Raw genomic sequence first — 25575 nt, forward strand, 5'->3', positions numbered from 1 at the left:
CTTCCGGGGCCACGGACATGACGGAGATTCTGATGAAGGCCCAACTTGGCATGGAGATTCGCGGATTCACGAGCCTGCGCCGGCCGGACAACCTGCCCGACGAGATCGCGCACCAGATCCGCCAGCGCATCCTGGACGGGACCCTGGCCCACGGGCAGCAGCTGCCTACGGAGAACGAGCTGGCCACCGCGTTCGACGTGAGCCGCAATGTCGTGCGCGAGGCCATCGCGCGCCTGAAGCTGGCCGGCTACGTTGAAACCCGGCGCGGCACCGGCACGTTCGTGGCGCAGGGCATCGGGCAGCGCAACTTCGAGATCGTCACCGACGAGCTGCTGCATGAGGATGCGCTCGAGCATGTCTTCCAGCTGCGCGTCGAGATCGAATCGGGCGCGGCCGCGCTGGCGGCGCGGTTCCGCACGCCCGCGCAGCTGGAGGCGCTGCGACTGGCGCTGGCGAAGGTCGATGAAGCGGGCGGAGACTGGGAAAAGGGCGCGGACACCGCACTCGATTTCCACCTCGCGGTCGGCAACGCGACCAACAACCCGTACTTCATCCGCTTGATGGCGCATCTGAGCCATGTGCTCCACGACTCCGTGCGCACGCTGCGTTCCACCTCGACCGGGACCACGCGCATCGCGGAAGTCGAGCAGGAGCACCACGCGATCTTCGACGCCATTGCCGCGGGGAACGCCGACCAGGCGCGCGCCGCCATGCGCTACCACTTGACCAACGGTATTGAAAGACATAAGGCCCGAGCGCCTGGAAAGACAACATGACCACGACACGCATACTGCAAGGCGAGATTACCGATACCCTGCTGGTCGAAAAACGCGGCCGCACCGGCTGGATTACCTTCAACGACCCTGGCCGCCACAACGCCGTCTCGTTCGACATGTGGGCGGCACTGCCCCAGGCGCTCGCAGCGTTCGAGCAGGACGACGAAGTGCGCTCGGTAGTGCTGACTGGCGCCGGAGAACGCGCCTTCGTGAGCGGGGCAAACATCGCGCAGTTCGACAGCCTGCGCTCCGGCGAAGAGGCCGTCGCGGCCTATGAGCAAGTGGCCGAGGCCGCCCAGCTGGCCCTCTACGACTACGCCAAGCCGACCCTCGCCAGGATCAAGGGCTATTGCATCGGCGGCGGCCTGAATATTGCCCTGTGCTGCGATATCCGGATTGCGTCGGCCGACAGCACCTTCGCCATCCCGGCCGGCAAGCTCGGCCTGGGCTACCGGCTCACCGCAATCCGGAATCTGGTCAGCACGGTCGGCGCCGCCAATGCGCTCGAAATCTTCCTGACCGCCAACCGCTATGCGGCGGCGGACGCCAAGGCCCTTGGCCTGGTCCACCACGTGACCGATGCGGCCGACCTCGACACGGCGCTGCAGGCGCGCCTGGACCAGATTGCCGCCAACGCGCCCCTCACGCTGCGCGCCGGCAAACGCATGATTCGTCAATTGCAGCAGCTGGGCCCGCAGGTCGATATCGCGGGCATGCAGCAGCTCGTCATGCAGTGCTTCGCCAGCGACGATTACCGCGAGGGCAAGCGCGCCTTCGCCGAAAAGCGCAGCCCCGCTTTCAAGGGCCAATAAGCGTTACATCCCGGAGCTCCGGGAATATCGGCAATGCCGCCACGCATGACGTGGGGACACATACAAAAGAGAGGAGACATGGCATGAACACGAAGCAGAGGCTTGTCCTCGCGATGGCCGTGGCCGGCCTGGGCCTGGCAGGGCACGCGGCGGCCCAATATCCGCAACAGCCCATCCGTATCGTGGTGGGCTATGCGGCCGGGGGCACGACCGACATCCTGGCGCGGGCGCTGGCCGAACAACTGGCCAGCGAGCTGAAGCAGTCGGTGATCATCGAGAACAAGCCCGGCGCGGCCGGCAACTCGGCCGCCGCCTATGTGCAGCAGTCGGCGCCGGATGGCTATACGCTGTTCATGGCAACCGTGTCGAGCCACGGCATCAACCCAGCCCTGTACAAGAAAACGCTGGGCTACGAGCCGGTCAGCGGCTTTGCGCCCGTCAGCATGGTCGCCTCGATCCCGCTCGTGCTGATCACGACCCCGAACCTGCCCGCCAGGAACGTGCCTGACCTGGTGACGCTGGCCCGGAAGAAGTCGGGAGAGCTGAACTACGCATCCAGCGGCAACGGTTCGCCCGTCCACCTGGCCGGTGCGATGTTTGCCCAGAGCGCCAATGCCAAGCTGGTGCATGTGCCGTATCGGGGCGGAGCGCTTGCCAATACTTCGGTGATCGCCGGCGAGACGCAACTGAGCTTCGCCACGCTGCCTGGCGCCCTGCCGCAGGTAAAGGCCGGCAGGCTGCGCGCCATCGCCGTGACCACCAGGGAGCGGTCGCCGCAACTGCCGGATGTTCCCGCCATGCGTGAAGTGCCGGGCTTCGGCAGCTTCGAGATCAATACCTGGAATGCATTGCTGGCACCGAAGAATACGCCCCAGCCGGTGATCGATGCGCTGAACCGGGCCGTCGCCAGGTCACTGGCGTCGCCGAAGCTTGTTCAGCGCTTCAACGGGGAAGGGGCGACGCCGGCCAGCAGCACCCCGGCTGAACTCAGCCGCTTCGTCAATGCCGAACTGGCCAAATGGGCTGGCGTGGTGAAAGACCTGAACGTCAAGGTTGACTGAAGGCAGGCGCCTGCGGAAGCGGGGCTTCTGCGGGCGGCCTTGCGCTCCGGCCAATCTCAATAAGCAATCTTCGCCGTCAGGCTCACGCTGCGCGGATCGGCCGGCTGGATGTAGTTCTCGTACTGGAAGCCCCAGTAGCGCTTGTTGGTCACGTTGTTCAGCGCGGCGCGCAGCGTCAGGTCCTTGCCGGCGACGCGGGTGTTGTAGCTCGCGCCGAGATTGAACACCGTGTAGCCGCCGGCCTCCAGCGTATTGCCCGCGTTCAGCTTGGTATTGCCGGTGTACTTGCCATCGACGCCAAGGCGCAGGCCTGGCACGAAGGGCACGCGGTAGCTGATGCGTCCCGCCAGCACCAGGTCAGGCGCACCGGCGACGCGCTTGCCGTTGTTGGCCAGGCCCTTGTCGTAGTACGAGTCCAGGTACATCGCGCTGGCGCCGAATTCCCACTGCGGGCCCAGCCGGTACACGCCGGCCAGTTCCAGCCCCTGGTAGATCGAGGTGCCGTCCTGCTGGCGCGTCGGCACGCCGCCGTTGATGCTGTCGTACTCGGCGCCGCGCTCGATGCGGAAGGCGGCGGCGGTGGCGCTCCAGGCGGCCTGGTCGGCCTTGACGCCGATTTCATACTGCTTGCTGCGGATCGGGCTGAGCAGCTGGCGTGCGTTGGTGTAGCCATCCGGCACGATCGAGCCGGGCTCCAGCGCTTCCACGTAGCTGGCGTAGACCGTGGCCGTGGGCACCGGCTTGAACATCAGCGCCAGCGTGGGCGTGACCACGCCGTTCTTGCTGTAGCTGGAGCTGACCGGCACGTAGCCGTTCTGCTCGAAGTTGGTCACGCGCAGGCCGGCCAGCACCGACCAGCGCTCGCTCAGCTGCACGGTGTCGCTGGCGAACACCGACTTCTGCGTAATGTCGCTGTTGCGCACCTTGTTGAAGGCGGTCGAGCTGTAGTACGTGTTGGTGTTGGGCTCGAAGATGTTGCCGGTGCCGATGACGGCGCCGAAGCCGTTGTTGTCATAGCGGTCGATCTGCTTCTGCCACGACAGGCCCGCCACCAGCTGGTGCCCGAACGGCCCGGTGCGGAACTTGCCTTCCAGCATCGCCTGCCATTGGCCCACCTGCTGGTTCTGCGCGGTGTCGTAGCGCTGGTCGCTGTAGTCGCCGGCCTGGTTCAGCAGGTTGTAGGTGCTTTCGTTGCGGCTGCGGTTGACCTTGGTGAAGCTGTAGTTGGTGCTGGCCGCCCAGTCAGGATTGATCTGGTAGCGCAGGCCGGTGCTGTACAGCTGCAGGTTGGTGTTCAGGTGCTGGTCGGCACCGGCGAAGTTGCGGATGCGGCCGGACACCGCGGCCGGCAGGGCCGCGTCGCCGTAGCTCCACAGGCTGAACGACGGCATCTGGCCAGTGGCGCGGCGGTCCTGGTAGATCGAGTCGAAGGTCCAGGTCAGGTCCCTGGTCAGGCGCGCATCCAGGCCCAGCGAGACGCTGTCGCGCTTGATATTGCGCGCGTTGTAGGGCGTGCCTTCCTCGTGCGTCACGTTCAGGCGGTAGCCGAACATACTGTTCGGGCCGGCGCGCCCGCCCAGGTCGACGTGCTCGCTCCAGACATTGGCGGCGCGGTAGCCCAGTTCGAACGAGGCGGTGAAGGTGTCGGTCGGCTTCTTGGTGACGTAGTTGACGATGCCGCCCGGGGTGGCAAAACCGTACATGAAGCCCGGCAGCCCCTTGAGCAGTTCCACCTGCTCCATGTGCTCATAGGGCAGCGTGATGCCGTAGGCCACGAACGGCAGCCCGTTGATCTTGAAGCCGTTCTGCCAGTCGATCTGCAGGCCGCGCACGCTCAGGTAGCTGGACCAGCTGTTGTAGCCGTTGCCGTTGTCGCTGACCGACGCATCCATCGCAAACACATCGCCCAGCTTGGCCACCTGGCGGTCGGCCAGGTCTTCGCCGGTGACGATGGTGGTGGAGTACGGGGTGTCGAGCTGCGTGCGCGAGCCCAGCGCGCCGGTGCTGGCCTTTTTCTCAAGCTGCAGGCCGGAATCGTCGACCGCCGAGGCGCTGACGGTCACCGCGGGCAGCGACTGCGCATCCGCTGGCGCCGCGGCTTGCTGCGCCAGTGCGGCGGTTGCCGGGAAGCCGGCCAGGACGGCCAGATGCGCCAGCACGGCGAGATGGCGGGGTTTCGGTGCGCGCAGGCGCGCGGCGCGAATGACTTGACGATTCATGAGGGGACCCGCAGAGGGCAGGAGACAGGCAAACCTGTATGTAAATGTAGATACAAATGCGAATAATTCGCATTTAGGAAAAGGCCGAATGATGCCTAAGCCGGTTGCGAGGGTCAAGGTGTGGGAAGGGGTGTTGCGGTGAAAGCAACGGATGGCTGGCGTAGCCGTTCGCGCTAGGCTCCCTGACTCCCTTATCGATCACTGGAGCCTGCCATGGCCATGTCGAACATTCGTGTCCGGATTGATCTGCGAACCCAAGGAAAAGGCTTCTGCCGTGCTGGAAGCGATGGGCCTGACGGTGTCCGACGCAGTGCGCATGCTGTTGAGGCGCATAGCAACCGACAAGGCACTTCCCTTGGCGTTGATGACGCCAAATGCGGCGACTATTGCTGCGCTGAGGCAAGCGCGGGCCGGCGGGTTGCGCAGGTTTGAGTCGCTGGACGATCTGAGGGCCGATCTCTGCCGTGCAGGCGACTGATGCGGTCTGGGAGCTCCCCGCTCCCGCGTGCGGGAGGGGGAGCGCCAGCCATGGCTAGCGGGTGAGATTTACCGCGTGCGCGCGGGATGCGTGGGAAACGCTCAGCGCTTGCCGTCCTTCGCGTACACCCGCTCACCCGCCACCCAGGTCTCCAGCACCTGGGTCTTCCAGATGTCTGCCGGCTTGGCCTTGAACAGGTCCTGGTCGACCAGGATGAAGTCGGCCCACTTGCCGGCTTCGAGCGAGCCCAGCGTCTTCTCCTGGTGCTCGGCATAGGCCGCGTCCAGCGTGAAGGCGCGGAATGCCTGCGGCAGGGTCATGGCCTCTTCCGGATGCCAGCCGCGGATCGGGCGGCCTTCATGGTCGGTGCGGGTGACCGCGGCGTGCAGGCCGTAGAACGGGTTGGCCGATTCCACCGGGAAGTCCGAGCCGCCCGCGATCACGGTGCCTTGCTTGAGCAGCGTCTGCCAGGCGTAAGCGCCCTTGATGCGGTCCTTGCCGACGCGGTCTTCGGCCATGTTCATGTCGCTGGTGGCGTGCGTGGGCTGCATCGAGGCGATCAGGTCCAGCGTCTTGAAGCGCGGGATGTCCGACAGCGCGATCACCTGCGCGTGCTCGACGCGGTTGCGCAGCTGGCGCCCGCCCACGTCCTTGTAGGCCGCTTCCATGGCATCCAGCACCTGGTGGTTGGTGGCATCGCCGATGGCGTGGATGTTGACCTGGTAGCCGGCCTTGATCGCGCTCTTGACCGCGGTCTGCATGGCGGCATCGCTCATGAAGAGCAGGCCGCTGTGCACATGGTCGTCCGAGTACGGTGCCATCAGCGCGGCGCCGCGGCTGCCCAGTGCGCCGTCGCCATACAGCTTGACCGCGCGCAGGTAGTAGCGGTCGTTGCCATAGCCCACCAGCGGCCCCTTGGCCGACAGCGCCTTGAAGTCGTCGCCGGTGTCGCGGATCATGCCGTAGATGCGCGTGGTCAGCTTGCCCTGGTCGGCGAACTCGCGGTAGATCTTGTCTTCGGCAACGGTCACGCCGGCGTCGCCCGCTGCGGTCAGGCCGAGCGCGCTCATGTGCGCGAGCGAGGCGGCCAGTGCGGCGCGGCGATCGTCGTCGCTGTACGGCGGGATCACGCTGTTGACCAGCGCCATGGCCTTGTCGACCAGCACACCGGTGGGGTTGCCGTTGGCATCGCGCTCGATGCGTCCGCCGGCCGGGTCCCTGGTGTCGCGCGTGATGCCGGCGGCCTGCAGCGCCTTGGTGTTGAGCCACGCGGCGTGGCCGTCCACGCGCACCAGCCGCACCGGGCGGTCCGACACCGCCGCGTCCAGCTCGGCCGCGGTCGGGAAGCGGCCCAGCTTCCAGTTCACCTGGTTCCAGCCATAGCCCAGCAGCCACTTGCGCTGCGGGTTCTTGTCGCCATAGGCGCGGATCATGCCTTGCGCGTCGGCCAGCGTCCTGGTGCCGGACAGCGAGATCTCGGTGGTCTTGAAGCCCAGGCGGAACACATGGCCGTGGGCGTCGATCAGGCCCGGCAACAGGGTCTTGCCGTGGCCGTCGATGCGTCTGGCATCGGGGTACTGCGCGCGCAGCGCGGCGGCGTCGCCGGTGGCCAGCACCTTGCCCTGGTCGAACACCAGGCCGGTGAAGCTGGTGATCTTGTCCTGCTTCAGGGTATAGCCCTGCACCGATTCCACCAGCGTCGGCGCGGCGTGCGCGGACAGGCTCAGTGCCATGCAGGCGCCAAGCGCCAGCATGCTCATGCGGATTGCTTTCTTCAAAGCGATGCTCCTTGTTGTTGTGCTTTCTTGCTTTTGTGTACTGCTGGTTGTGAAGCGCCCGGGATTGGCGCTTATTCACCGATTGCCGGCACGGCGGCGCGGGCCGGGGCGGCATCGCGTCTGGCCGGCAGGGCGGGGAATTGCATCTCGGCATAGGACACGAAGCGCGTCTTGCGCGCAATGCGGTAACCCAGCCAGATCAGGAGGAAGATCGGGATGCCGATATAGGTGGCGGCCACGCTGACCCAGTCGATCTTGCCGCTGGTGAAGGCCTGGTAGTTCTGCCCCAGCGTCACGATCAGGCACAGCGCAAAGGCGAAGATCGGCCCGTAGGGGAAGAACGGCGAGCGGTAAGGCAGCCGGTCCAGGTCCAGCCCCTGTGCGACAAAGCCCTTGCGGAAGCGGTAATGGCTGACCGCAATGCCCAGCCACGCGATAAATCCGGTCATGCCGGACAGGTTCAGCAGCCACAGGTAGACCGACCTGCTTTCGAACAGCGAGGTCAGGAAGCACAGCGCGCCCACCGCGGTGGTGGCCAGCAGCGCCATCAGCGGCACGCCGTTGCGCGTCAGCTGCGCAAAGATGCGCGGCGCGCGGCCTTCGGTGGCCAGGTTGTACAGCATGCGGGTGGAGGCATACATGCCCGAATTGCCGGCCGACAGCACCGCGGTCAGGATCACCGCGTTCATCACGCCTGCCGCAAAGGCCAGGCCCGCATGGCGGAACACCAGCGTGAACGGGCTGACGCCCACGGTCTGCACGTCGTTCTTGAGCAGGTTCGGGTCGGTATAGGGGATCAGGATGCCGATGATCAGGATCGCCAGCACATAGAACAGCAGGATGCGCCAGAACACCTGGCGCACCGCGCGCGGGATGTTCCTGGCGGGATCGGCCGATTCGCCGGCGGCGACGCCGATCAGCTCGGTGCCCTGGAACGAGAAGCCGGCGATCATGGCCACGCCGATCAGCGCCGGCAGGCCGCCGACGAAGGGCGCGTCGCCGGTGGTCAGGTTGGCCAATCCGTGGGAGGCCGACACGTCGCCGCGCAGGATGCCGAAGATCATCAGCGTGCCGATGCCGATAAAGGCGATCACCGTCACCACCTTGACCAGCGCGCACCAGTACTCGGCCTCGCCGAAGCCGCGCACCGAGATCGCGTTGAGCAGGAACATCAGGCCCAGGAACAGCGCGCTCCACAGCACGCCCGGCGTGTCGGGGAACCAGTACTGCATCACCAGCTGGGCCGCGGCCAGTTCCACGGCGATGGTCACCGCCCAGTTGTACCAGTAGTTCCAGCCGAGCGCGAAGCCGAAGCCTTCATCGACATAGCGCGCGCCATAGGTGGCGAACGAGCCCGACACCGGCATATAGGCCGCCAGCTCGCCCAGGCTGGTCATCAGGAAATAGACCATCGCCCCGATCAGGATATAGGCGGCCAGCGCGCCGCCGGGGCCGGCCTGCGCGATGGTGGCACCCGAGGCCACGAACAGCCCCGTGCCGATCGAGCCGCCGATGGCGATCATGGTGAGATGGCGTGCCCGCAGGGTGCGGCGCAGCGTCGGCGCGGGGGCGCCGGAAGAGGTGGGCTGGGAAGGTTGGCTTGACATCAGGATCCGGTCTGGGCGCGCGCCAGGACAAAAGGCGCGAAGGCGCGCAACTATGCCGGCATCGCCGAGAGGCGGCAAGCTGTGCCGAAGCGCCAGCCGCACGGGTCGCGGCGGCCCGCCGCCAGTGCCTCCTCCCGGTTCTACCGGCCGGTATATTGGGCGGCATCATAAGAGAAATCGCTGTGCAGGGAAAGCCGCTGCGCGGGCTGTGGGCCGCCAGGTGTGCTGCATCCGCCGCGTCGCCGCGTGCCTGTGCAATGAGGTGTAGGACAAACACCCGGCGCGGAACAGGAATGGCACCGCTGCCACGGCAGCGGCGCGCGGTATATCGTGCGAGGTAGCAGGCGCTGCATGCCGGCCGGCGCGCGGGGCCAGCTCCATTCCATCCCGCCGCAGGGGGACCTTACGGATGTTCCAGACGCTCTGCCATATTCCGTTCGATACCCGGTCAAGCCGTGCCGCGGCACACGCGGGCGCCAGCCGGGGCCTGCGCCGGCTGACGGCGGCCATGCTGGGGTCGGCGCTGGTGGCCGGGCTGCTGGCAGGGTGCGCCAGCCTGCCGGCCTCGGCGCAGCGCACCCCCTCGAGCGCCCCGGCCAGTACCGCCGATACTCCGCTGGGCAAGGTGCTGGCGCCGCGCCTTGCCCAGCGCCCCGGCGAATCGCTGTTCTATCCGCTGTCGTCCGGGCCCGACGCGCTCGCTGCGCGGCTGGCGATGGCGCGTGCGGCGCAGCGCAGCCTGGACCTGCAGACCTATATCTTCGAAACCACCGGCACCGGCGCCGCCGTGCTGGGCGACATCATCGACGCGGCCGACCGCGGCGTGCGCGTGCGCATGCTGCTCGACGACTTGCATACCGGCGGCATGGACAAAATCCTGTCGGCCATCGATTCGCATCCCAATATCGAGGTGCGCCTGTTCAATCCGTTTGCCAACCGCAGCGTGCGCTGGCTGGAAATGCTGGCAGGCTTCAAGCGGCTGGACCGGCGCATGCACAACAAGTCGATGACGGTGGACAACCAGATGTCGCTGGTGGGCGGGCGCAATGTCGGCGATGCCTACTTCTCCGCGCGCACCGACATGGATTTCAGCGACCTTGATGTGCTGATTGCCGGACCGGCGGTACCGCAGGTATCGGCCGTGTTCGACGAATACTGGAACGACCAGTCCTCATACCCGGTGGTGGCGCTGATCCCCGCAGGCAAGGAAGCGCCGGTGGAGATGCGCAGCCTGCGCAAGGGCCTGGAAGCACGCGGCGACCAGGCCGTCGCCAGCCCCTACGTGAAGGAATTGCTGGAGTCCGGCCTGGCCAAGGGCATCGAGAGCGGCCGCATGCCTGCCTACAGCGGCAAGGCTGTCGTGGTCTCCGACAAGGCCGCCAAGATTACGCACCAGACCGACGACGACCCCGGGCACGCCACCGCCCGGCTCGAGAAAATGATCAACGGCGCGCAGAAGGAAGTGCTGCTGATCTCGCCGTACTTCGTGCCGGACGATGACGGCGAGGCCTGGCTGATCGCCCTGGCAAAGCGCGGCATCCGCGTGCGCATCCTGACCAACTCGTTTGCCGCCACCGATGTCAGCCCGGTGCATGCCGGCTACGCCCCGCACCGGCTGGCGCTGGTGGCCGCGGGCGTCGAGCTGTACGAGCTCAAGCCCAGCGCCTACGCCGAACTGGCAAGCAGCGGCAAGGCCGCGCGCGGTTCGCGCTCGCGCTCATGGCTGTCGTCCAGCCGCGCCAGCCTGCATGCCAAGAACTACATCGTCGACCGGCACCTGGTATTCATCGGCTCGCTCAACATGGACCCGCGCTCGGCCAAGCTCAATACCGAGATGGGCGTCGTGCTGGACAGCCCGGCGCTGGCCGAGCGCATGATCAAGTCCACCGAGCACGGGCTGCTCGACATGGCCTACCGCGTCGGCATGCAGACCGATGGCGACGGCGGCAACCGGCGCCTGACCTGGACCACGCGCGAGAAAGGGCAGCTCATGGTCTATGACAGCGAACCCGGCATGGGTCCGCTGCAGCATCTGGGCATTGGCGTGCTGCGCGTGCTCCCGATCAAGGAAGAGTTGTAAACCTGACTGCGGTGCTGCACCGCGCCTTTCCTGAACCCGGGTTTGGGCGTATGGTTTTCCGCTTCGTTGCCTGCCGCAAAGGAGCTTCATGAAAGCCGCTGTCCTGCATCAACCCAAGACCCCGCTGATTATCGAAGACGTTGCCATCGGCAAGCCCGGCCCGCGCGAGGTGCTGGTGCGCACCGCCGCCGTGGGCGTGTGCCACTCGGACCTGCATTTCCTGGACGGTGCCTACCCGTACCCGATGCCGGCGATCCTGGGCCACGAGGCCGCGGGTGTGGTCGAGCAGGTCGGCGCCGAAGTGCGCACGGTCAAGCCCGGCGACCACGTGATCACCTGCCTGTCGGCATACTGCGGCCATTGCGAGCACTGCCTGACCGGCCACCTTTCGCTGTGCATTGAGCCCGATACCCGCCGCCGCGAAGGTGAAGAGCCACGCCTGATGGCCCGCCAGGGCGGGCCGCTGAACCAGTTCCTGAACCTGTCGGCCTTTGCCGAGCAGATGCTGATCCATGAGCACGCGCTGGTGGCAATACGGCGCGACATGCCGCTGGACCGCGCCGCGCTGATCGGCTGCGCGGTCACCACCGGCATGGGCGCGGTGATCCATACCGCGAAGGTGCAGCCGGGCGAGACCGTTGCCGTGATCGGCTGCGGCGGCATCGGGCTGGCCACGGTCAACAGCGCCGCCATTGCCGGTGCCGGGCGCATCATCGCCATCGACCGCGTGCCGGCCAAGCTGGAGCTGGCGCGCAAGTTCGGCGCGACCGACGTGATCGACGCCGGCAATGCAGACGTGCTGGATGCCGTGCGCACCCTCACCGGCGGCGGCGTGCACCATGCCTTCGAGGCCATCGGCCTGAAGCAGACTACCGAGCAGGCCTTTGCCATGCTGCGCCGGGGCGGCACCGCCACGGTCATCGGCATGATCGCGCCCGGCGTCAAGATCGAACTGAAGGGCAGTGACTTCCTTGCCGAGAAGCGCATCCAGGGTTCGCTGATGGGATCCAACCGCTTTCCGGTGGACATGCCGCGCATGGTGGACTTCTATATGGCCGGCCGCCTGCACCTGGACGAACTGATTGCGCAGCGCCTGCCGCTGGAGCGCATCAACGATGCCTTCGACGAACTGCGCCGCGGCGAGCTGGCGCGCTCGGTGATCCTGTTCGATTAAGGGCCGCTGCCCACAGCGCCATGGTTCGCGCTGTGGGACAATCGCGGCGCACCGCAATGACGAGGCGCCGCATGAAGACAATCGAATGGAAGGACTGGGAGATTTTTTGCCGCGTGGTGGAAGGCGGCGGCTTCACCCAGGGGGCCGAGCTGGCAGAGGTACCCAAATCTTCCGCCAGCGCCGCGGTGGCGCGGCTGGAAAGCCAGCTTGGCATCCGCCTGTTCGAACGCACCACGCGCCGCGTGCGCGTGGCCGAACGCGGCCAGCGCCTGTATGAGCGCGTGGCGCCGCTGTTCGCCGAACTCCATGAAATCAGTGCCGAGGCCACCTCGGACAGCGCCGAAGTCAGCGGCCTGCTGCGCATCTCCACCCCCTATGAAGTCGGCTCCCAGCATCTGTCCGAAAGCCTGACGCGCGTGCTGCGCGCCCACCCCGGCCTGCGCGTGCAGGTCGATGTCAGCTGGGACCAGCCCGACCTGATCCGCCACGGCTACGACCTCGCGTTCGTGATGACCGACACCGCGCTGCACGACACCTCGTTCGCCAGCAAGCGCGTGGTCCTGGTTGAACGCGCTTTCTATGCCGCGCCGGCACTGATCAAGGCGCGCGGGCTGCCGCGCACGCCGCAGGACCTGCAGGGGTGGCCCACGCTGGGCAACGCCGACGACCGGCACTGGGAGTTCCTGCGCGACGGCGTGGAGATTGCACGCCTGGATGTCGAGCCGCGCATCTGCACCCATAACGCCGAGCTGCGGCTCAAGGCGGCGCTCGACGGGCTGGGCGTGACGCGGCTGTCGCCGCGCTTCGTGCAGGATGCGGTCGGGCAGGGGCAACTGGTGCGCGTGCTGCCGGGCTATGCCTCATCGCCGCTGAAGGTCTACGTGCTGATGCCGGCGCGCAAGCTGATGCCGGCCAGCGTGCGGGTGCTGCTGGACATGCTGGAGCAAACGCTGGGGGTGCCGGAGGCGCGGCGCCCGTCCGGCAAGCGGAGGGAGAACGCTTAGCTGCCGCGGCCTCCGCTCGCAGGCATCGGTCAATAAGGCTGCTCGGCCGGCCGCACGTCAAAGTGCAGCACTTCGGCAAGATCCAGCATTTCCTCGTCGTCCTCGCTGCGCGTGATCCAGCCGCCGTAGGCGTCGCCGCCGGTATCCCAGTTCCACAGCGTATAGCCGGCCACGCGCAACTGGTTGTGCGCCAGCTCCATCAGTTCCGGCACGCTGGTGGTCTCCAGGAAGGCTTCTTCCTCGGGGTCATCGCTGCCCCAGTCGATCTCCAGGTCGATTCGTTCGCATAGCTGGTTCAGGCAGCCGATAAAGGACTGGGCATCCTTCCAGTCGACAAAGAACCCGGACTGCCAGTCGATGACCTCGCGGATCACCCACAGCAGTTCCTGGCCATCGGTGTCATCGTCCTCGGCATCGAGCAGGGCATCTTCAAACATCGACAGCTGCGCCGAGGTCTGCGCGCTGTCGCCAAGGTTGATCAGGGCGAAGAAACGCGCAATCGCGTCCTGCGTGTCGTCGTCCAGTGGTGTGGCCATCTTTTTTCTCCGTTTGCTGCGGTCTCCTAGGCCGCGATGCGCATGATCTCGCGTTGGCCGGCCGGTGTCACGCGCAACGCGCGCGAGGTGCGCGTGGGCTCGACCCAGCCGCGCGCCAGCAGGCTGCCCAACAGCGCCGCGCCCAGCGCGCCGCCCAGGTGCGGCTTGCGCTCGCTCCAGTCCGGGCAGGTGCAGGCAAACTGGCGCCGCTTGCGCCGCGCCGCCTCCACGTCGACACCCAGCCCCGCCAGCGCCTGCGCGCCGTCGCCGCTCAGGTCTACGCGCTGTCCGTCCAGCATCAGCCAGCCTGAATGCGTCATCCGCTCGAACAGGCCCACCGCCAGCTCGCCCGCCAGGTGGTCGTAGCAGGTGCGCGCCTGGCGCAGCGCCGGTGGCGCGGTGCGCGATACCGGCACGTCGCGCAGCCGCGGCGGCTGGCTGGCCAGCGACGCCGACGCCAGCGCCTCGATCGCCACGCCGATCTCCGGCGCGGCCAGGCGGTAGTAGCGGTTGCGCCCGCGCGTCTCGGCCACCAGCAGCCCGCCTTCGGTCAAGCGCGCCAGGTGGCCGCTGGTGGAGGAGGCCGACAGCCCGGCGATCAGCGCCAGCTCGCCGGCGGGCCGGGCGCTGCCGTCCATCAGCGCCCACAGCATGGCCGCGCGGCCGGGATCGGCGAGCAGGCCGGCGAGCTGGCTGATGCCGGGGGTGTAATCCATGGTTTGGCTCCGGATGAAAGGTGGCATGCGGAGTATAGGAGATGGGCGGGCCATTTGACCTCGGACATTAAAGTCCTTCCAAGACATTAAAGTCCCGTTCTAGACATTAAAGCGCCTTCCTGGACATTAATGTCCTTTTGAAATGTCTTGTCCTGGGGCTCTTCGCTTCCTGCTTTGCCGCTTACCTCCAAGGCATACACGGTCGCGCGCCCGCGCCTCGAAACAACTGCTATGCAAAATCCCCCCTTGTCTTGCGTTTGACCGGTCTGGGTTTGCATAGCCGTAGGCACGGAGAAGCCAGGCCTAGCGCGCGGCTAGCCGTTCACGTGGTTGGCGATGCGGCGCTGGACCAGGTCCTGGCAGCGTGGGAAAGCCTTGACAAGGCGAGCCCGGGTGCTGTCAGAGGCTGGACCATCGAGCATGCATTCGTGGTTCCGCAAGGAGCAGCTTGAGCGTGTGCGCGCTCTGGGCGCTAGGCTGTCCGTGTAGGCCCACCTGTACGTTGCGGCACCGGTGCTATCGAAGTACTGGGGGCACGACCGAGCGGAACACGTGACCCCCGTGAAGACCTTCATGGATGCCGGCTTCCAGCTCGTCGGCGGCACCGACTCCGTGAACATGTCGGTCAATCCGTTTTGGGGGATGTATCACTTCATTACCCGCGACACGATCACCGACGGCGTCTATGGTCCGGACGAGCGCGTGCGACGCGCCGACGTGCTGTGCATGTTCACCATCAACTAGGTCGACCTGAACGGCGAGGCCGATACCAAGGGCTCGATCGAAAAGGGCAAGCTGGCCGACTTCGTGGTGTTGTCGGGAGACTATCGGGCGGTGCCTGAAGTCGACATCCAGAATCTCCACGCCATTGCCACCCATGTCGGAGGTCGCCAGGTGTACCGCGACGCGGCGACTTCGGTTCCGGCCTTCTGAGTCAAAGCCGGGCCAGTTCGCCTGGCGGCTCAAGCCCTACCTGCCAGGCATCCTGGCCCAAGCCGCTGACACTTGGGCACCAATCTGGTCGAAGGCGTCAACAACCGGATCAAGGTGACGGGCCGGCGCCAAACGCCTCGGCGAGCGAGGCGACACGCCGCGCGGGAATCCCCAGCTCCGCGCCAAGCCAAGCTAGCAAGGGATCGAATCCCTTGTCGCGGGAGAGCACGAACACGGGCCCTTTCTCGCCTTTCTCCACCATGCGGCCGATCTCGAAGGCGATGTGAAAGTCGAGGGCGTTGGGGCCTACCCCGCTCGAGCGGACCCACCGGGCTCGCTCGCCAAGCGCTTGCAGGCCCATGGCCACCTCAATGGGGACCTTCCTCTGGACCTCTCCGGCGAACACTACTAGACGCGAACCCGCGAGCCGGAAAAATTGGATGTCCTGGACGCTCTCAAAGTCGACCAACACGACCGCGCTGTGGCTCATCGTTGAGCATCCCGGGGCATTCTGGTCGCCCACGTCGGCACGGGCCCCGCCAAGTTGGCGCGCCAGCCAATCCTCTTCCGCAAGACCCTCATGGCTAATGCCTTCCGTTGTAGTTCTTGTATCAACGTTCATTCTACCCAACGCATCCAGAGTGGAAGCGTTATCGAGGAGCTGGCTGAGCCAATATTCCGAGGCAGGGGATTCTGGAGTAGTCAGTTCAACAAATGGGTGGTGTTCGACCAGTTCAAGGCGACAGTCTTGAACGAGTTCGAGCAAGTCGCTAGGCAGGTCTGACATTGGGTGAGGGTATCCGGGTGAATTCCTTCTGGCTGCGACTACCACATGCCTGAGCGCTGGACCGTGAAGATTCCTGCGTAACAAGCCACAACATGCGGCCGGCCCCTACTGCACATCTGCATGAATCTCCGCGATGCTGCGCGGATTCCGGCAATAGTGCCGGTATTCCTGCAAAAGGAGCCACATGGCAACGAAGAAGACGGCCGCCACGAAGACTGCGGCCAAGAAGTCGGCAGCGCCGGCAAAGAAGGCTGCACCTGCAGCTAAGAAGGCCGCAGCAGCGCCTGTAGCGAAGCCGCTGAAGGAGACGTTCAACAAGTCGAGCCTGCTGGCTCACTTGGTTACCCAGACCGAACTGGACAAGAAGACGGTGCAGACTGTCCTGTCTCACCTAGAGAACACCATCGTGAGCGCTATCCACAAGAAGGGCGCTGGCGAGTTCACGCTGCCGGGCCTGTTTAAGGTGGCTGCTATCCAGGTCCCGGCCACGAAGAAGCGCTTTGGCAAGAATCCCTTCACGGGACAAGAGCAATGGTTTGCTGCCAAGCCAGCATCGGTAAAGGTGAAGGTCCGTCCGCTGAAGAAGCTGAAGGACGCAGCCCTGTAATTCTTGAGGCGGCGCTGCAAGTAAAGATGGGAAGGGGGGTGCTTCCCATCTTTGCGCATACGGTCGGCGGTCTCACCGTACCGAGCCATTGGCTGATCACGACGATATCCACGCCTGCCTTGAGTAGATGAGAATCTTCGATATCGATCTACCCCAACGACATTGCGCCCTTATATCGATATCAATATCATCTTGGACCTCGATATAACCAAAGGGCTCATGATAGCTAATTGGCGTATCTTGGCATTCCCTGTAGGCCTCTCACAAGCGTGCGTCTGGAAATCGCAACAGCGCGAACAGGAATTTTTGATGTCTTCGTGTGGCATTTGCTACCCTTATGGGGCCGCAAATCATGTCTACTTGGTTGGCTTGCGGACAAAGTATCATTTAATAGTCCATCGCTTCAGATACGCAGCAAATACAATTCAACTTCAAATTGCACAGCCGCGAAATTGCTGTGTCGATGTGTACGCTCGTTCCGAGGCTGGAAACCTGGGTACTGCACGGAAATCATGTTCCATGCGCGACTGCTCACGAGGACAATGAGAGGTCAGATGAAAAAAATACTTGCGATAACTGCCGCATCGGTCGCAGTCAATGCGGCGTACGCCCAGTCCGGCGTGACGCTGTTCGGTATCGCCGACGCCGGTATCGAATTCAACAATAATGCAGGGCGCAACGGCGACAGTCTCGTGCGGCTGGTTTCCGGGAATCAGTCTGGCTCGCGTTGGGGCCTGCGGGGCGCGGAGGATCTGGGCAGCGGGCTGAAGGCAGTCTTTCTGCTGGAAAGCGGCTTCGATATCGATACCGGCAATTCGGGCCAGAGCGGGCGTCTGTTCGGCCGCAATGCCTATGTAGGGCTCGATAGCCAATACGGTTCACTGCTGTTGGGGCGTCAGCAGACCAGCATGCGCGAATTCGGCAATATCTATGATCCCAATGCTATTGCCGACCGCTACAGCATCCTCTCGATTGCGCCGGAGTTTGGCGCGCGCGCAGACAATGCCATCAAGTATGTCGGCAAGTTCGGAAAGCTAACTGGACAGGCTTTCTACTCATTCCAGGCTAATGGCAGCGAAGTGGCTGGCAGCAACGTATTCGGACGTAATTTCGGCGCGTTTTTCAACTATGCCTCCGGCCCCTTCGCGCTGGGCGTGGCCTATGACGATGTGCACGTCGGCACGCCGTCAAACCAGGCGCCGGTCCTGAGGCGCGTTTCCGTGGCTGGCACATATGCGGTGGGTGATGCTAAGGTCTATGCGGGCTACCGCCTGGCGAAAGCCTATGATGGCGCCATGCTGCCGGGCGCCCAGGCGGCTGATGCCGGCTCGAACCTCTACTGGCTAGGCCTGGCTTACAAGCTGACGTCGGCTTTCTCCCTGACTGGCACGGCTTACTACCAAGACTTCCGGCAGACCGGATCCGACCCCTGGCAATTCGTGCTGACCGGCGATTATTCGCTCAGTAAACGCACCGACCTCTACGCGTCAGTCTCCTACGCGCTCAACAAGGATAACTCGGCGCTAGGTGTTAATGGCTTCAACAGCGGTAGCGGCACGTCGGCCGTCTTCAACGTACAGCCTGGCAAGGATCAGGTGGGTGCGGTGATGGGCGTTCGTCACCGGTTCTGATGCGACTTGCCCCGGCGACGGGGCGTAGTTCCCATACGGTTGACCAGCAAAAGTGGCAGCGGCACGTTGGCGCGGCGGTAGCGCGCCAGATCGGCGATCACTTCGCCGGTGGCGGGCCAAGCCTAGTCTTGTTGCCCTTGCCGGTTATTTCCAACCACCAGCGCTCGATGCCTTGCGAATCGCGCGGGCAGAAGAAGAGGCTTGGCCTGGAAAATGCCTTAATCGGCACCTACCCTGTCCGTGCAAAAAGATTCGCTCGCGGGACTCAAAGTTTCCGTCCTCGACTGAACGGACGCCTGTGTGCGGATCGTGCAGCTCAGTCGTATTCCAAGCACTTGCCCTTGGCCGCGCGTAACCTTTCCGGGCTCGGCGGCGAATCTTTTGATGACGACGGCTTCGTTCGAGGGCTCGCCGCCCCCGGCGAAGAGGTTGCTCTTGATCGCTGGAGGTGCGCTACTCTTGCTTCTCGTCGGCGCGGTGATCGCCCTTGGCGCGGGCGTCGCGTATGGCAGCACGACATGGGATGTTTATACGGATGGTGCCAGTATTTCCGGTCCACGCGATCCCTATACGGACAGTGGGAAGCGGGGAAATACGATATCTATACGGACGTGCCAAGATCGGCGACAAACGCGACCCGTTCACTGATGGTGCATAGTCCAGATGCCTACGGGGTGGATCGCCACCGCCTTGCATGAGCGGGCCATCCACCTGCGACATACCTGGAGCGCTTATGTGACTGAGCTTTTCACCCAGGCGAGTCGCGCTTTAGACAGCATCCGGCGTTACAGCGCCGCGGATGTAGCGCGGGTCAGTTTCATCGAGGCAGCGGAGCACCTATGAGCGGGCACGTCTGGTTCGACCAGCAATTGAAACCTATCCCGAACGCTGATCTACGGACCTCAACTACGCTCTGATCGTCACGGAGTACTGTCCCGCGAGGGGGCACGGAAGGTGCGCTGCAATCGTTCATGCAGATTCCGGGGGTGAATCTGCATGCGTTTGGCGTTTGGCATCTGCGCGTCTGTGCGTCTGCGCCCTCGTAGCGAGCCACAGCCTTGCTGGCAGACCGGAGCGCGCGGCCGTGCTGTCGGTACTGATGGCATCTGTTCGAGTATCTTCGGTGAAGCGGTGAAGCGGTGAAGCGGTGAAGCGGTCGGTGAAGCGGTGCACGGACAATAAAGTCAGAAACATCGCGTCAATAAAGTCAGAAAAAATCGTCCTCAAACACCCAGCGACCTGTGTCTGGCGTGGCTTTCCGGACTTTATTGACAGCCTGCATAGACGCAGGCTATTGCGCCCTTATACGCCACGGTTTCCTTCATCGGGTGCCACTGTAGACCGCGTGCAGATTTCCCTTGTTGGAAAAGCCATCATGCACGCGACCGTGCGCGAAGCATCCCCGTGATGCCGGTCCTTGCCTCGGATTGCCCGCCTGCTGTCAGGCCATTTCACTGGCAGCTTCGCCGGCCAGCGCGACTTCCGTCTCGTCGGACACCGTGCTTTCCGCTATCGCGTTGTCGTCTTCTGAAACCATGTCGCCCAGACCGATGACGACCGTGATATTCGGCGTCCAGTTCTTGCGGTCGGTGCTGACCTCGGCAAACGTTGTCACCGTTGCGGTGTAGCCCTGCGTTCTGAGGTCGTCGGCTAGCCGTTGCGCGCGCGGTTCCAGCGCTGCTTGCGGATTGTCTTCGTTGATGTCGAGTACCAGTCTGGTCTCGAATTCTTCCTTGCCCTTCTGGATTGCCGTTTGCATTGCCTTGAGTTGCTTGTTCGCGAGCGCGACGAGCTTGCTGTACCTGGACTCTTCCTGGCTGGCTCGCAGTGCCTTGGCGGCGTTGATGATTTCGGTGCGGTCCACGAACATAATTGCCTTTCAAGGTGAAGGAGAGAAAGCGCAGGCGCCGCACGGGCTTGACTTCAGGAGCCAGCTTTTCTGGGATGCGACGACAACTGTATAAATATACAGTGTTCGCCGGCTAACCGGCAAGGGAGTAGAGGGTGAAAGTCCCTGACAGCGGAAGATCTACCTCTCCTGGCACCGGCTGAGGCTGGGTAGCTTGTAGGCGCTGGATTCAGGCCGTTGTGCAATGTCAGCCGTAGGGAAGCAACCGGCTGCTCAAGTCCGAACGTCATGACGACCAAGTTGAGAGGAGCCGACCGGCGCCTTACGACCCTTCCCTGTCGTTCCACTTAGGCCGCAGTAGCGGCCGCTATCGTGTGTAAAACGGCCTCTGCCTGCCCGCGCGGACGGCTTTTGCGCTCATGCAATGGCCTCGCCCATCAGTCGTCCACGCATCATCCATAGGTTGCTCAGGGCGAACAGCGTACGCAACTGCTGCGTGTTCTTCATCGGCCGCGATGGCATCTTTAGATGCCACCGTGCGCGGCGATGAACATGGCGACTGCCGACCGGCAATAGGATTCGATTTCGTTGTCGTCCTCTGCTCTCGCCTCGTCGAAGCGGGCGATAAGCAGGAGATCGGATCCTTTGAAAAGCGCGGCGAACAAGCGGGCGGACTGGAGAGCATCGGGTACGTTCAGAATCGCTTTCGCGTGCAACTGACGCAACACGGCCTCGATTTGGGCGATGACATGGGCGGGGCCGGCTTCGTAATGGAGCTTGCTTAACGACTTTTGATTCGTCTTGTCGGCCAAAACCATGGCTTCGACATTGCGGACGTCCGGGCTCAACAGCGTGCGAAGCAGGGATGACCCCACCGCCATGAGCTGGTCTTCGGCCGAACCGTCGACGCCTTCAAAAAGAGCCTGCGGTGCAAACTGCTCGCAGCGGGCCACCATGGCCGCGCTGAACAGCGCCTCCTTGTTCTCGAAGTGCCGATAGATGCTTAGCTTGGATATCTTCGCCCGCTGGGCGACCTTGTCCATGGTCGTCGCTTGAAAACCCAGTTCCACGAAGAGTTCGCAGGCGGTGTCGACTATCGTTTGGCGAAGCGCCTCGTTGGCGGGCCGACCGCGCCGGCCCTGGCTGTTTTCGGTCACGAAAATTCCAGTACTTGACAGTATTCAAATTCTTGTACTACGATACCACGGAGTATCGAAAATGTGCAAGCCAAGGGTAGGTTCCAACCGGTTGTCCAAATCAGCTTTCCCCGGGCCGCCCGGCGATAACGAATGCGGCATTGTCCGGCCGGTCAATAGCCATGGGCAACTTTCTGCCAATGCCGAAGCCCTGCTCGCTGACCGTCTCAAGCGCTTATCTCCGGACGTTATTGCGCACCAGGCCTAGCCACCCCTCTATCCACAACACGGAGCCCATCACCATGAATGACGTCATCATCATCGGCGGCAGCTTTGCCGGCCTCGCCGCCGCCCTGCAGCTCGGCCGTGCGCGCCGCAAGGTCACCGTTCTCGATACCGGCCGGCCGCGCAACCGCTTTGCCGGCCACTCGCATGGCCTGCTCGGCCACGATCACAAGCCGCCGCTGGACATCCTAGTCGAGGCGCGGCAGCAGCTTGCGCGCTATCCAACGATCAGGCTGGTCAATGCTCGGGCCGAGAGCGTGTCTGGCGCCATCGACGATTTCTGCGTCGTCACTGACGATCACGAAAGCCTAAGGGCGCGCCGCCTCATCCTGAGCTATGGCGTCGCCGACCAGATGCCTGATGTTCCGGGCTTTGCCGAAAGCTGGGGCACGTCCATCGTGCCCTGCCCCTATTGCGACGGGTTTGAAGTCGCCGGCCAGCATTGGGGCCTCGTCTGGTCCGGCCCACAGTCGCACCAGTCTGCCAGGCTGTTCCGCGATTGGACTGACAAGTTGACTGTCTTCGCCGATGGTCATGACATTGCGGCCGATATCCAGGCCGATCTGGCGCGCCGCAACATACCTGTCGTCGATGGCCGGATCGTCGAGATCGCTCATCACACGGGCCATATCACCACCGTCAATCTCGATACCCGCCGCAATGTCGCGGTCGACGTCCTGTTCGCCCATCCGCGCAACAAGCCGTCCGCAAGCCTGCATGAATCACTGGGCCTCGCCACGGTCGATACGCCCACTGGCATCGTCCTCAAAGTCGACGAGCGCCGCCAAACCAGCATCCCCGGCATCTACGCCGCTGGCGACCTCGCCACGCCCTTCTTGCCCTCGGTCACCCAAGCATCATCGCAGGGCGCGATGGCGGGTATCTTCGCCCAGCAGTCGATGGTTGTTTGAGAGCACGGATTCCTTTCTCCCGTTGCGTCGTCGCCTTCGAAAAGGTCGGCGTAGATCGGCGCGGCGAAGGACGGATCGTCGAGTCAAGGAGATGACATGGCAGAGCAAAGTGCCGATCAGGTCGGTGACTGGAACGGTCAAAGCGGGGAGCGCTGGGTTGCCAACCAGGCCCGGCTCGACGCTATGGTGGCGGTGTTCGGCCAGGCCGCGATAGAAGCCGCCGCGCCTGCGACGGGTGAGCGCGTGCTGGACATCGGCTGCGGCGCGGGCGCGTCGAGTCTGGCTCTCGCAGCCCGCGTCGGCGCAGGGGGCCAAGTGCTGGGCGTGGATATATCCGAACCGCTGATCGGCCGAGCGCGCGCGCTTGCGCAACGGGATACGCCGGCCCTGTTTCAGGTGGCCGACGCCAGCAGCGCAGAGCTGCCCGAGGGCGCGTTCGACATCCTGTTCTCGCGTTTCGGGGTGATGTTCTTCGACGATCCGATAGCGGCGTTCGCCCACATGCGACGCGCGCTCCGGCCCGGCGGGCGGGTCGCTTTCGTCTGCTGGCGCGGCGCGGCCGAGAACGATTGGGTGCGCCTGCCGATGGGCGCGCTCAAGGGCATCGTCCCGCCGAGCGCGCTGCCCGATCCCGAAGCGCCCGGCCCGTTTTCGTTCGGCGACCGGGGGCGCGTGGCACGCATCCTGACGGCGGCTGGCTTCACCGATATTGCTATCGCCCCCTTCGACGCTTCCGTCCCGTTCGGCGAGGGCGGGACGCGGGACGCTGCGATCGACGACGCGGTGAAGATGACACTCGAGGTCGGCCCGTTGTCGCGTGCGCTCGCTGATCAGCCCGACGACATCCGCGCCCGCGCCTCGGCCGCAGTTCGTGCCGCCTTCGCGGGGCTCCCCGGCGAGCGGTCGGTGATGATCAACGGCGCGGCGTGGATCGTCATGGCACGCAATCCGGTAGGCTGACAGGGATTAAACAGGGAGACGCCCCCGCTCCGTGGAGTGGGGCGTTTTTGGCCGGTCAAATTGATGTCCCTCCAAGCTTGGAAGCCGCCATTAGTGAGCTAGAAGCCTTGATGGCGAGGTACAGGCCGCTTTTGGCCGGTCTCGACCCGCTGGCCATTTGGGGCCGGACTCTGCAGCGCCAGAAGCGACTTCCGACCCACTTCGGCCGTCGGCCCCGATGCCAAGTCAAGGGCGGCTTCCAACGTGCAACCGTCATTCGTGCTGCCGCGTTGGTCGGTAAGTTCTCGGCCTATCCGGGGCAACTGAGAATCGTAGACAGAGGGAGATGAATACTGTGACGAGCCTTCCGCTTCCATCGGCTCTACCTGCATGCCCTCCTGGCGGGCGTCGTGGCCAAGTGCTTGTCACACAGGCTGGGAGAGCTGCCGTCGGGTAGCCTCAGTGTCGCGCCATTCGAGCGAACGGTCGAAGTCCAAATAGACTGCCGGCACCGACGAACAGCAGCGCGACACCCAGATTCCACAACAAGACCATCGCGCTGGCATCCAGTGGATGAATGAGTAGCAGGCTCGTTGCCGCCATCGCGGCAACGGCAAGGCCCGCACACATCGCCACCGGCGTTGGCGAGAGGCGTGCCACATAGCGCAACATGGCCGTCAAGGCAATGGATAGCGGCGCGCTGACCATCACCAGCGTTGCGAAGCAGCGCGCGGTCTCGCCGGGCGACATGCCTTCCGGCCCGATCACCACCCAGTTCGTCAGGCAGCCGTAACCGATTGTGCCCACCCAGACGGCCAGGGATGGCAGCGGCAACAACAGCCACCGGTGCGAGCGACCCGGCACGCTGGCGATGAACGCGGCCGCCGCGGCCAAGACGCCGGTCACGATGGCGGCTGTAACGCTGGTGACGAAGACGGGCTGTTGCAGCTTCAGCGCAAGATCTGGCCGCACGCCATTCACGAGCACTACCAGCGCTAGCAACAGGGCAGCCAGCAACAGCCAGCACACCACCCGCACCAAGGGCCGGTGCAAGCGGCGAACCGGCGTGGCGTCAGCCACCAGCGAGTCGATCAGGTCAGGGGTGTCTCTCACGGCTTGCTACCTTGGGATTCGAACAGTTTGCGCAGTGTCTTCAAGGCGCGATGGGTGGCCACTTTCAGCGCGCCGACAGACATGCCGCTGGCGATGGCGGCCTCTTTCAATGACATCTCCTCCAGTTTCAGCATGCGCAGCGCCTCGCGCTGTCCGGCAGGCAGACAGTCCACCGCGTCGCGCACCGCCCGTGCGTCCAGTGCCATTTCCTGGAGGTTCGCGCCGGGGTCGGAAATGGTTTCCGGTTCCGTGTCGAGCGGTGTTTCTCGCGCACTGGTGCGTGCCCGCCGGCGCAGGCCGTCGACAATCCGCCGGCGGGCGATGGCCACCAGCCACGGGCCGAACGGACGCGCCGGGTCGTAGGTGTGGCGCACGGCGTGAATCGTGAGCAGCACATCCTGCACGGTGTCCTCGATATCGCCGGGGTTGCGGACCTGGCGTACGGCCAGCGCCCGGATGTACGGGGTGATGCCTTCGAGCAGGCGCCGGTACGCCGCGCGGTCGCCGGCCTGTGCGCGGGCCATCATGGCCGACCAGTCCGGCGTGCCGTCCGGGCGGCACGCGGGTTTGGACAAGGGGTCAGGACCAGCCGCATCGTGCGTGGCGTCAACGAGACCCAGCTTGCCGCCGGCATGGTGGCCTGGACGTTGTGAGCGGTCAGCTTGGGAAGACATGCCTGAATTCTGCTTCATGGAGAGCCGCCTGTCGCGCAGTTAGTTTTTCCGGGGATGCGTAACCTTTGGTCGCGTGGGGCCGAATCTCCTGACACGGCTCCGGATCCGGGCCGCAACCGTCAGGAGAAAGCAAGATGAACAAGCATGTATTGGCCGCATCCACCTTGTCGTCCGCCCTAGGGCTGGCGCTTGCCATGGTCGCCGCGCCCGCGCAAGCGCAAACCACGAAGGACATGAGCGCGATGCCGCAGGTCGTGAAGGACAACATGGCGAGGATGGAAAAGAGCAAGCTGGAGAAGTGCTATGGCATCAATGCCGTGGCAAAGAACGACTGCGCGGAAGGTGCGCATTCCTGCGCGGGACAAGCCACGCAGGCACGCGATGCCAAATCCTACGTGCTGCTGCCCGCCGGCGATTGCAGCAAGATCCAGGGCGGCAAGCTGAAGGCCTCCTGAGGCAGGGGCGAAAC

22 protein-coding genes and 2 pseudogenes are annotated in these 25575 nt (G+C 64.5%); 13 read left to right on the forward strand and 11 right to left on the reverse strand.

Annotated features, from left to right (window positions below):
- Positions 1-32: 32 nt before the first annotated feature.
- The 3 genes from AC3WVS_RS08510 to AC3WVS_RS08520 all read left to right on the forward strand — a co-directional run bounded on the left by AC3WVS_RS08510 (position 33) and on the right by AC3WVS_RS08520 (position 2649).
- Positions 33-776: a FadR/GntR family transcriptional regulator gene (locus AC3WVS_RS08510; RefSeq protein ID WP_492318234.1), complete on the forward strand. Its 744-nt coding sequence runs from the start codon at positions 33-35 to the stop codon at positions 774-776.
- Positions 773-1588, forward strand: a complete 816-nt coding sequence (locus tag AC3WVS_RS08515) for an enoyl-CoA hydratase (RefSeq protein ID WP_492318235.1) — start codon at positions 773-775, stop codon at positions 1586-1588. Before AC3WVS_RS08510 ends, AC3WVS_RS08515 begins: the two co-directional genes overlap by 4 nt.
- Before the next feature lie 83 nt (positions 1589-1671).
- Entirely contained in the window at positions 1672-2649 is a 978-nt protein-coding gene (locus tag AC3WVS_RS08520; protein WP_492318236.1) for a Bug family tripartite tricarboxylate transporter substrate binding protein, read from the forward strand.
- A 56-nt stretch (positions 2650-2705) separates the two neighbouring features.
- On the opposite strand, the gene AC3WVS_RS08525 is transcribed toward AC3WVS_RS08520, so the two are convergent.
- A complete protein-coding gene (locus AC3WVS_RS08525) occupies positions 2706-4868 on the reverse strand; it encodes a TonB-dependent siderophore receptor (RefSeq protein ID WP_492318237.1) in 2163 nt (720 codons plus the stop codon).
- Positions 4869-5100: 232 nt separating this feature from the next.
- Between AC3WVS_RS08525 and AC3WVS_RS08530 the strand changes: the two genes are divergently transcribed.
- Positions 5101-5346: a type II toxin-antitoxin system RelB/DinJ family antitoxin gene (locus AC3WVS_RS08530; RefSeq protein ID WP_492318238.1), complete on the forward strand. Its 246-nt coding sequence runs from the start codon at positions 5101-5103 to the stop codon at positions 5344-5346.
- Between the two features lie 101 nt (positions 5347-5447).
- Here the strand turns inward: AC3WVS_RS08530 and AC3WVS_RS08535 are convergent, their stop codons facing one another.
- Positions 5448-7124: an amidohydrolase gene (locus tag AC3WVS_RS08535; protein WP_492318239.1), complete on the reverse strand. Its 1677-nt coding sequence runs from the start codon at positions 7122-7124 to the stop codon at positions 5448-5450.
- 71 nt (positions 7125-7195) lie between these two features.
- Positions 7196-8731, reverse strand: a complete 1536-nt coding sequence (locus AC3WVS_RS08540) for an amino acid permease (RefSeq protein WP_058697403.1) — start codon at positions 8729-8731, stop codon at positions 7196-7198.
- A gap of 409 nt (positions 8732-9140) precedes the next feature.
- Between AC3WVS_RS08540 and AC3WVS_RS08545 the strand changes: the two genes are divergently transcribed.
- The 3 genes from AC3WVS_RS08545 (at position 9141) to AC3WVS_RS08555 (ending at position 12989) form a co-directional block, all read left to right on the forward strand.
- Positions 9141-10811: a phospholipase D family protein gene (locus AC3WVS_RS08545; protein WP_492318240.1), complete on the forward strand. Its 1671-nt coding sequence runs from the start codon at positions 9141-9143 to the stop codon at positions 10809-10811.
- 88 nt (positions 10812-10899) lie between these two features.
- Complete coding sequence (locus tag AC3WVS_RS08550; protein WP_492318241.1) at positions 10900-11985, forward strand: Zn-dependent alcohol dehydrogenase; 1086 nt, start codon at positions 10900-10902, stop codon at positions 11983-11985.
- A 71-nt stretch (positions 11986-12056) separates the two neighbouring features.
- Positions 12057-12989, forward strand: a complete 933-nt coding sequence (locus AC3WVS_RS08555) for a LysR family transcriptional regulator (RefSeq protein WP_492318242.1) — start codon at positions 12057-12059, stop codon at positions 12987-12989.
- A gap of 29 nt (positions 12990-13018) precedes the next feature.
- On the opposite strand, the gene AC3WVS_RS08560 is transcribed toward AC3WVS_RS08555, so the two are convergent.
- Together AC3WVS_RS08560 and AC3WVS_RS08565 are read right to left on the reverse strand one after the other, a co-directional pair.
- Entirely contained in the window at positions 13019-13525 is a 507-nt protein-coding gene (locus AC3WVS_RS08560) for a DUF6630 family protein (RefSeq protein WP_010810742.1), read from the reverse strand.
- 26 nt (positions 13526-13551) lie between these two features.
- Positions 13552-14241, reverse strand: a complete 690-nt coding sequence (locus AC3WVS_RS08565) for an ArsR/SmtB family transcription factor (RefSeq protein WP_492318243.1) — start codon at positions 14239-14241, stop codon at positions 13552-13554.
- A 513-nt stretch (positions 14242-14754) separates the two neighbouring features.
- Between AC3WVS_RS08565 and AC3WVS_RS08570 the strand changes: the two are divergent.
- Positions 14755-15174 (forward strand): annotated as a pseudogene (locus tag AC3WVS_RS08570) (amidohydrolase family protein).
- Between the two features lie 109 nt (positions 15175-15283).
- Here the strand turns inward: AC3WVS_RS08570 and AC3WVS_RS08575 are convergent.
- Positions 15284-15961 carry a PIN domain-containing protein gene (locus AC3WVS_RS08575; RefSeq protein WP_492318244.1) on the reverse strand — a complete coding sequence of 226 codons (678 nt, stop codon included), beginning with the start codon at positions 15959-15961 and terminating at the stop codon, positions 15284-15286.
- A gap of 184 nt (positions 15962-16145) precedes the next feature.
- Here AC3WVS_RS08575 and AC3WVS_RS08580 point away from each other — a divergent pair, with 184 nt between their 5' ends.
- The gene (locus AC3WVS_RS08580) at positions 16146-16568 is read left to right on the forward strand and encodes an HU family DNA-binding protein (protein ID WP_492318245.1); all 423 of its coding nucleotides are present in this window, start codon (positions 16146-16148) and stop codon (positions 16566-16568) included.
- Between the two features lie 554 nt (positions 16569-17122).
- Entirely contained in the window at positions 17123-18199 is a 1077-nt protein-coding gene (locus AC3WVS_RS08585; protein WP_492318246.1) for a porin, read from the forward strand.
- 1441 nt (positions 18200-19640) lie between these two features.
- Here the strand turns inward: AC3WVS_RS08585 and AC3WVS_RS08590 are convergent.
- The 3 genes and pseudogenes from AC3WVS_RS08590 to AC3WVS_RS08600 all read right to left on the reverse strand — a co-directional run bounded on the left by AC3WVS_RS08590 (position 19641) and on the right by AC3WVS_RS08600 (position 21205).
- Positions 19641-20069, reverse strand: a complete 429-nt coding sequence (locus AC3WVS_RS08590) for a hypothetical protein (protein WP_492318247.1) — start codon at positions 20067-20069, stop codon at positions 19641-19643.
- Between the two features lie 396 nt (positions 20070-20465).
- Positions 20466-20585: pseudogene (locus tag AC3WVS_RS08595) on the reverse strand (IS5/IS1182 family transposase); the annotation flags it as partial.
- Positions 20573-21205: a TetR/AcrR family transcriptional regulator gene (locus tag AC3WVS_RS08600; RefSeq protein ID WP_492318248.1), complete on the reverse strand. Its 633-nt coding sequence runs from the start codon at positions 21203-21205 to the stop codon at positions 20573-20575. The pseudogene AC3WVS_RS08595 and the gene AC3WVS_RS08600, both read right to left, overlap by 13 nt.
- A gap of 281 nt (positions 21206-21486) precedes the next feature.
- Between AC3WVS_RS08600 and AC3WVS_RS08605 the strand changes: the two genes are divergently transcribed.
- Entirely contained in the window at positions 21487-22380 is an 894-nt protein-coding gene (locus AC3WVS_RS08605) for an NAD(P)/FAD-dependent oxidoreductase (protein ID WP_492318249.1), read from the forward strand.
- Positions 22381-22476: 96 nt separating this feature from the next.
- Positions 22477-23340, forward strand: a complete 864-nt coding sequence (locus tag AC3WVS_RS08610; protein ID WP_492318250.1) for a class I SAM-dependent methyltransferase — start codon at positions 22477-22479, stop codon at positions 23338-23340.
- A 438-nt stretch (positions 23341-23778) separates the two neighbouring features.
- Here AC3WVS_RS08610 and AC3WVS_RS08615 read toward each other — a convergent pair whose 3' ends face one another.
- On the reverse strand, positions 23779-24432 hold the full coding sequence (locus AC3WVS_RS08615; RefSeq protein WP_492318251.1) for an NrsF family protein: 654 nt from the start codon (positions 24430-24432) through the stop codon (positions 23779-23781).
- Complete coding sequence (locus AC3WVS_RS08620; protein ID WP_492318252.1) at positions 24429-25124, reverse strand: sigma-70 family RNA polymerase sigma factor; 696 nt, start codon at positions 25122-25124, stop codon at positions 24429-24431. Before AC3WVS_RS08620 ends, AC3WVS_RS08615 begins: the two co-directional genes overlap by 4 nt.
- A gap of 116 nt (positions 25125-25240) precedes the next feature.
- Here AC3WVS_RS08620 and bufA1 point away from each other — a divergent pair, with 116 nt between their 5' ends.
- Complete coding sequence (bufA1, locus tag AC3WVS_RS08625; RefSeq protein ID WP_492318253.1) at positions 25241-25561, forward strand: BufA1 family periplasmic bufferin-type metallophore; 321 nt, start codon at positions 25241-25243, stop codon at positions 25559-25561.
- The last annotated feature ends 14 nt before the right edge of the window (positions 25562-25575 follow it).

The organism is Cupriavidus sp. CPT47-8839-RL05A, from assembly GCF_058792255.1.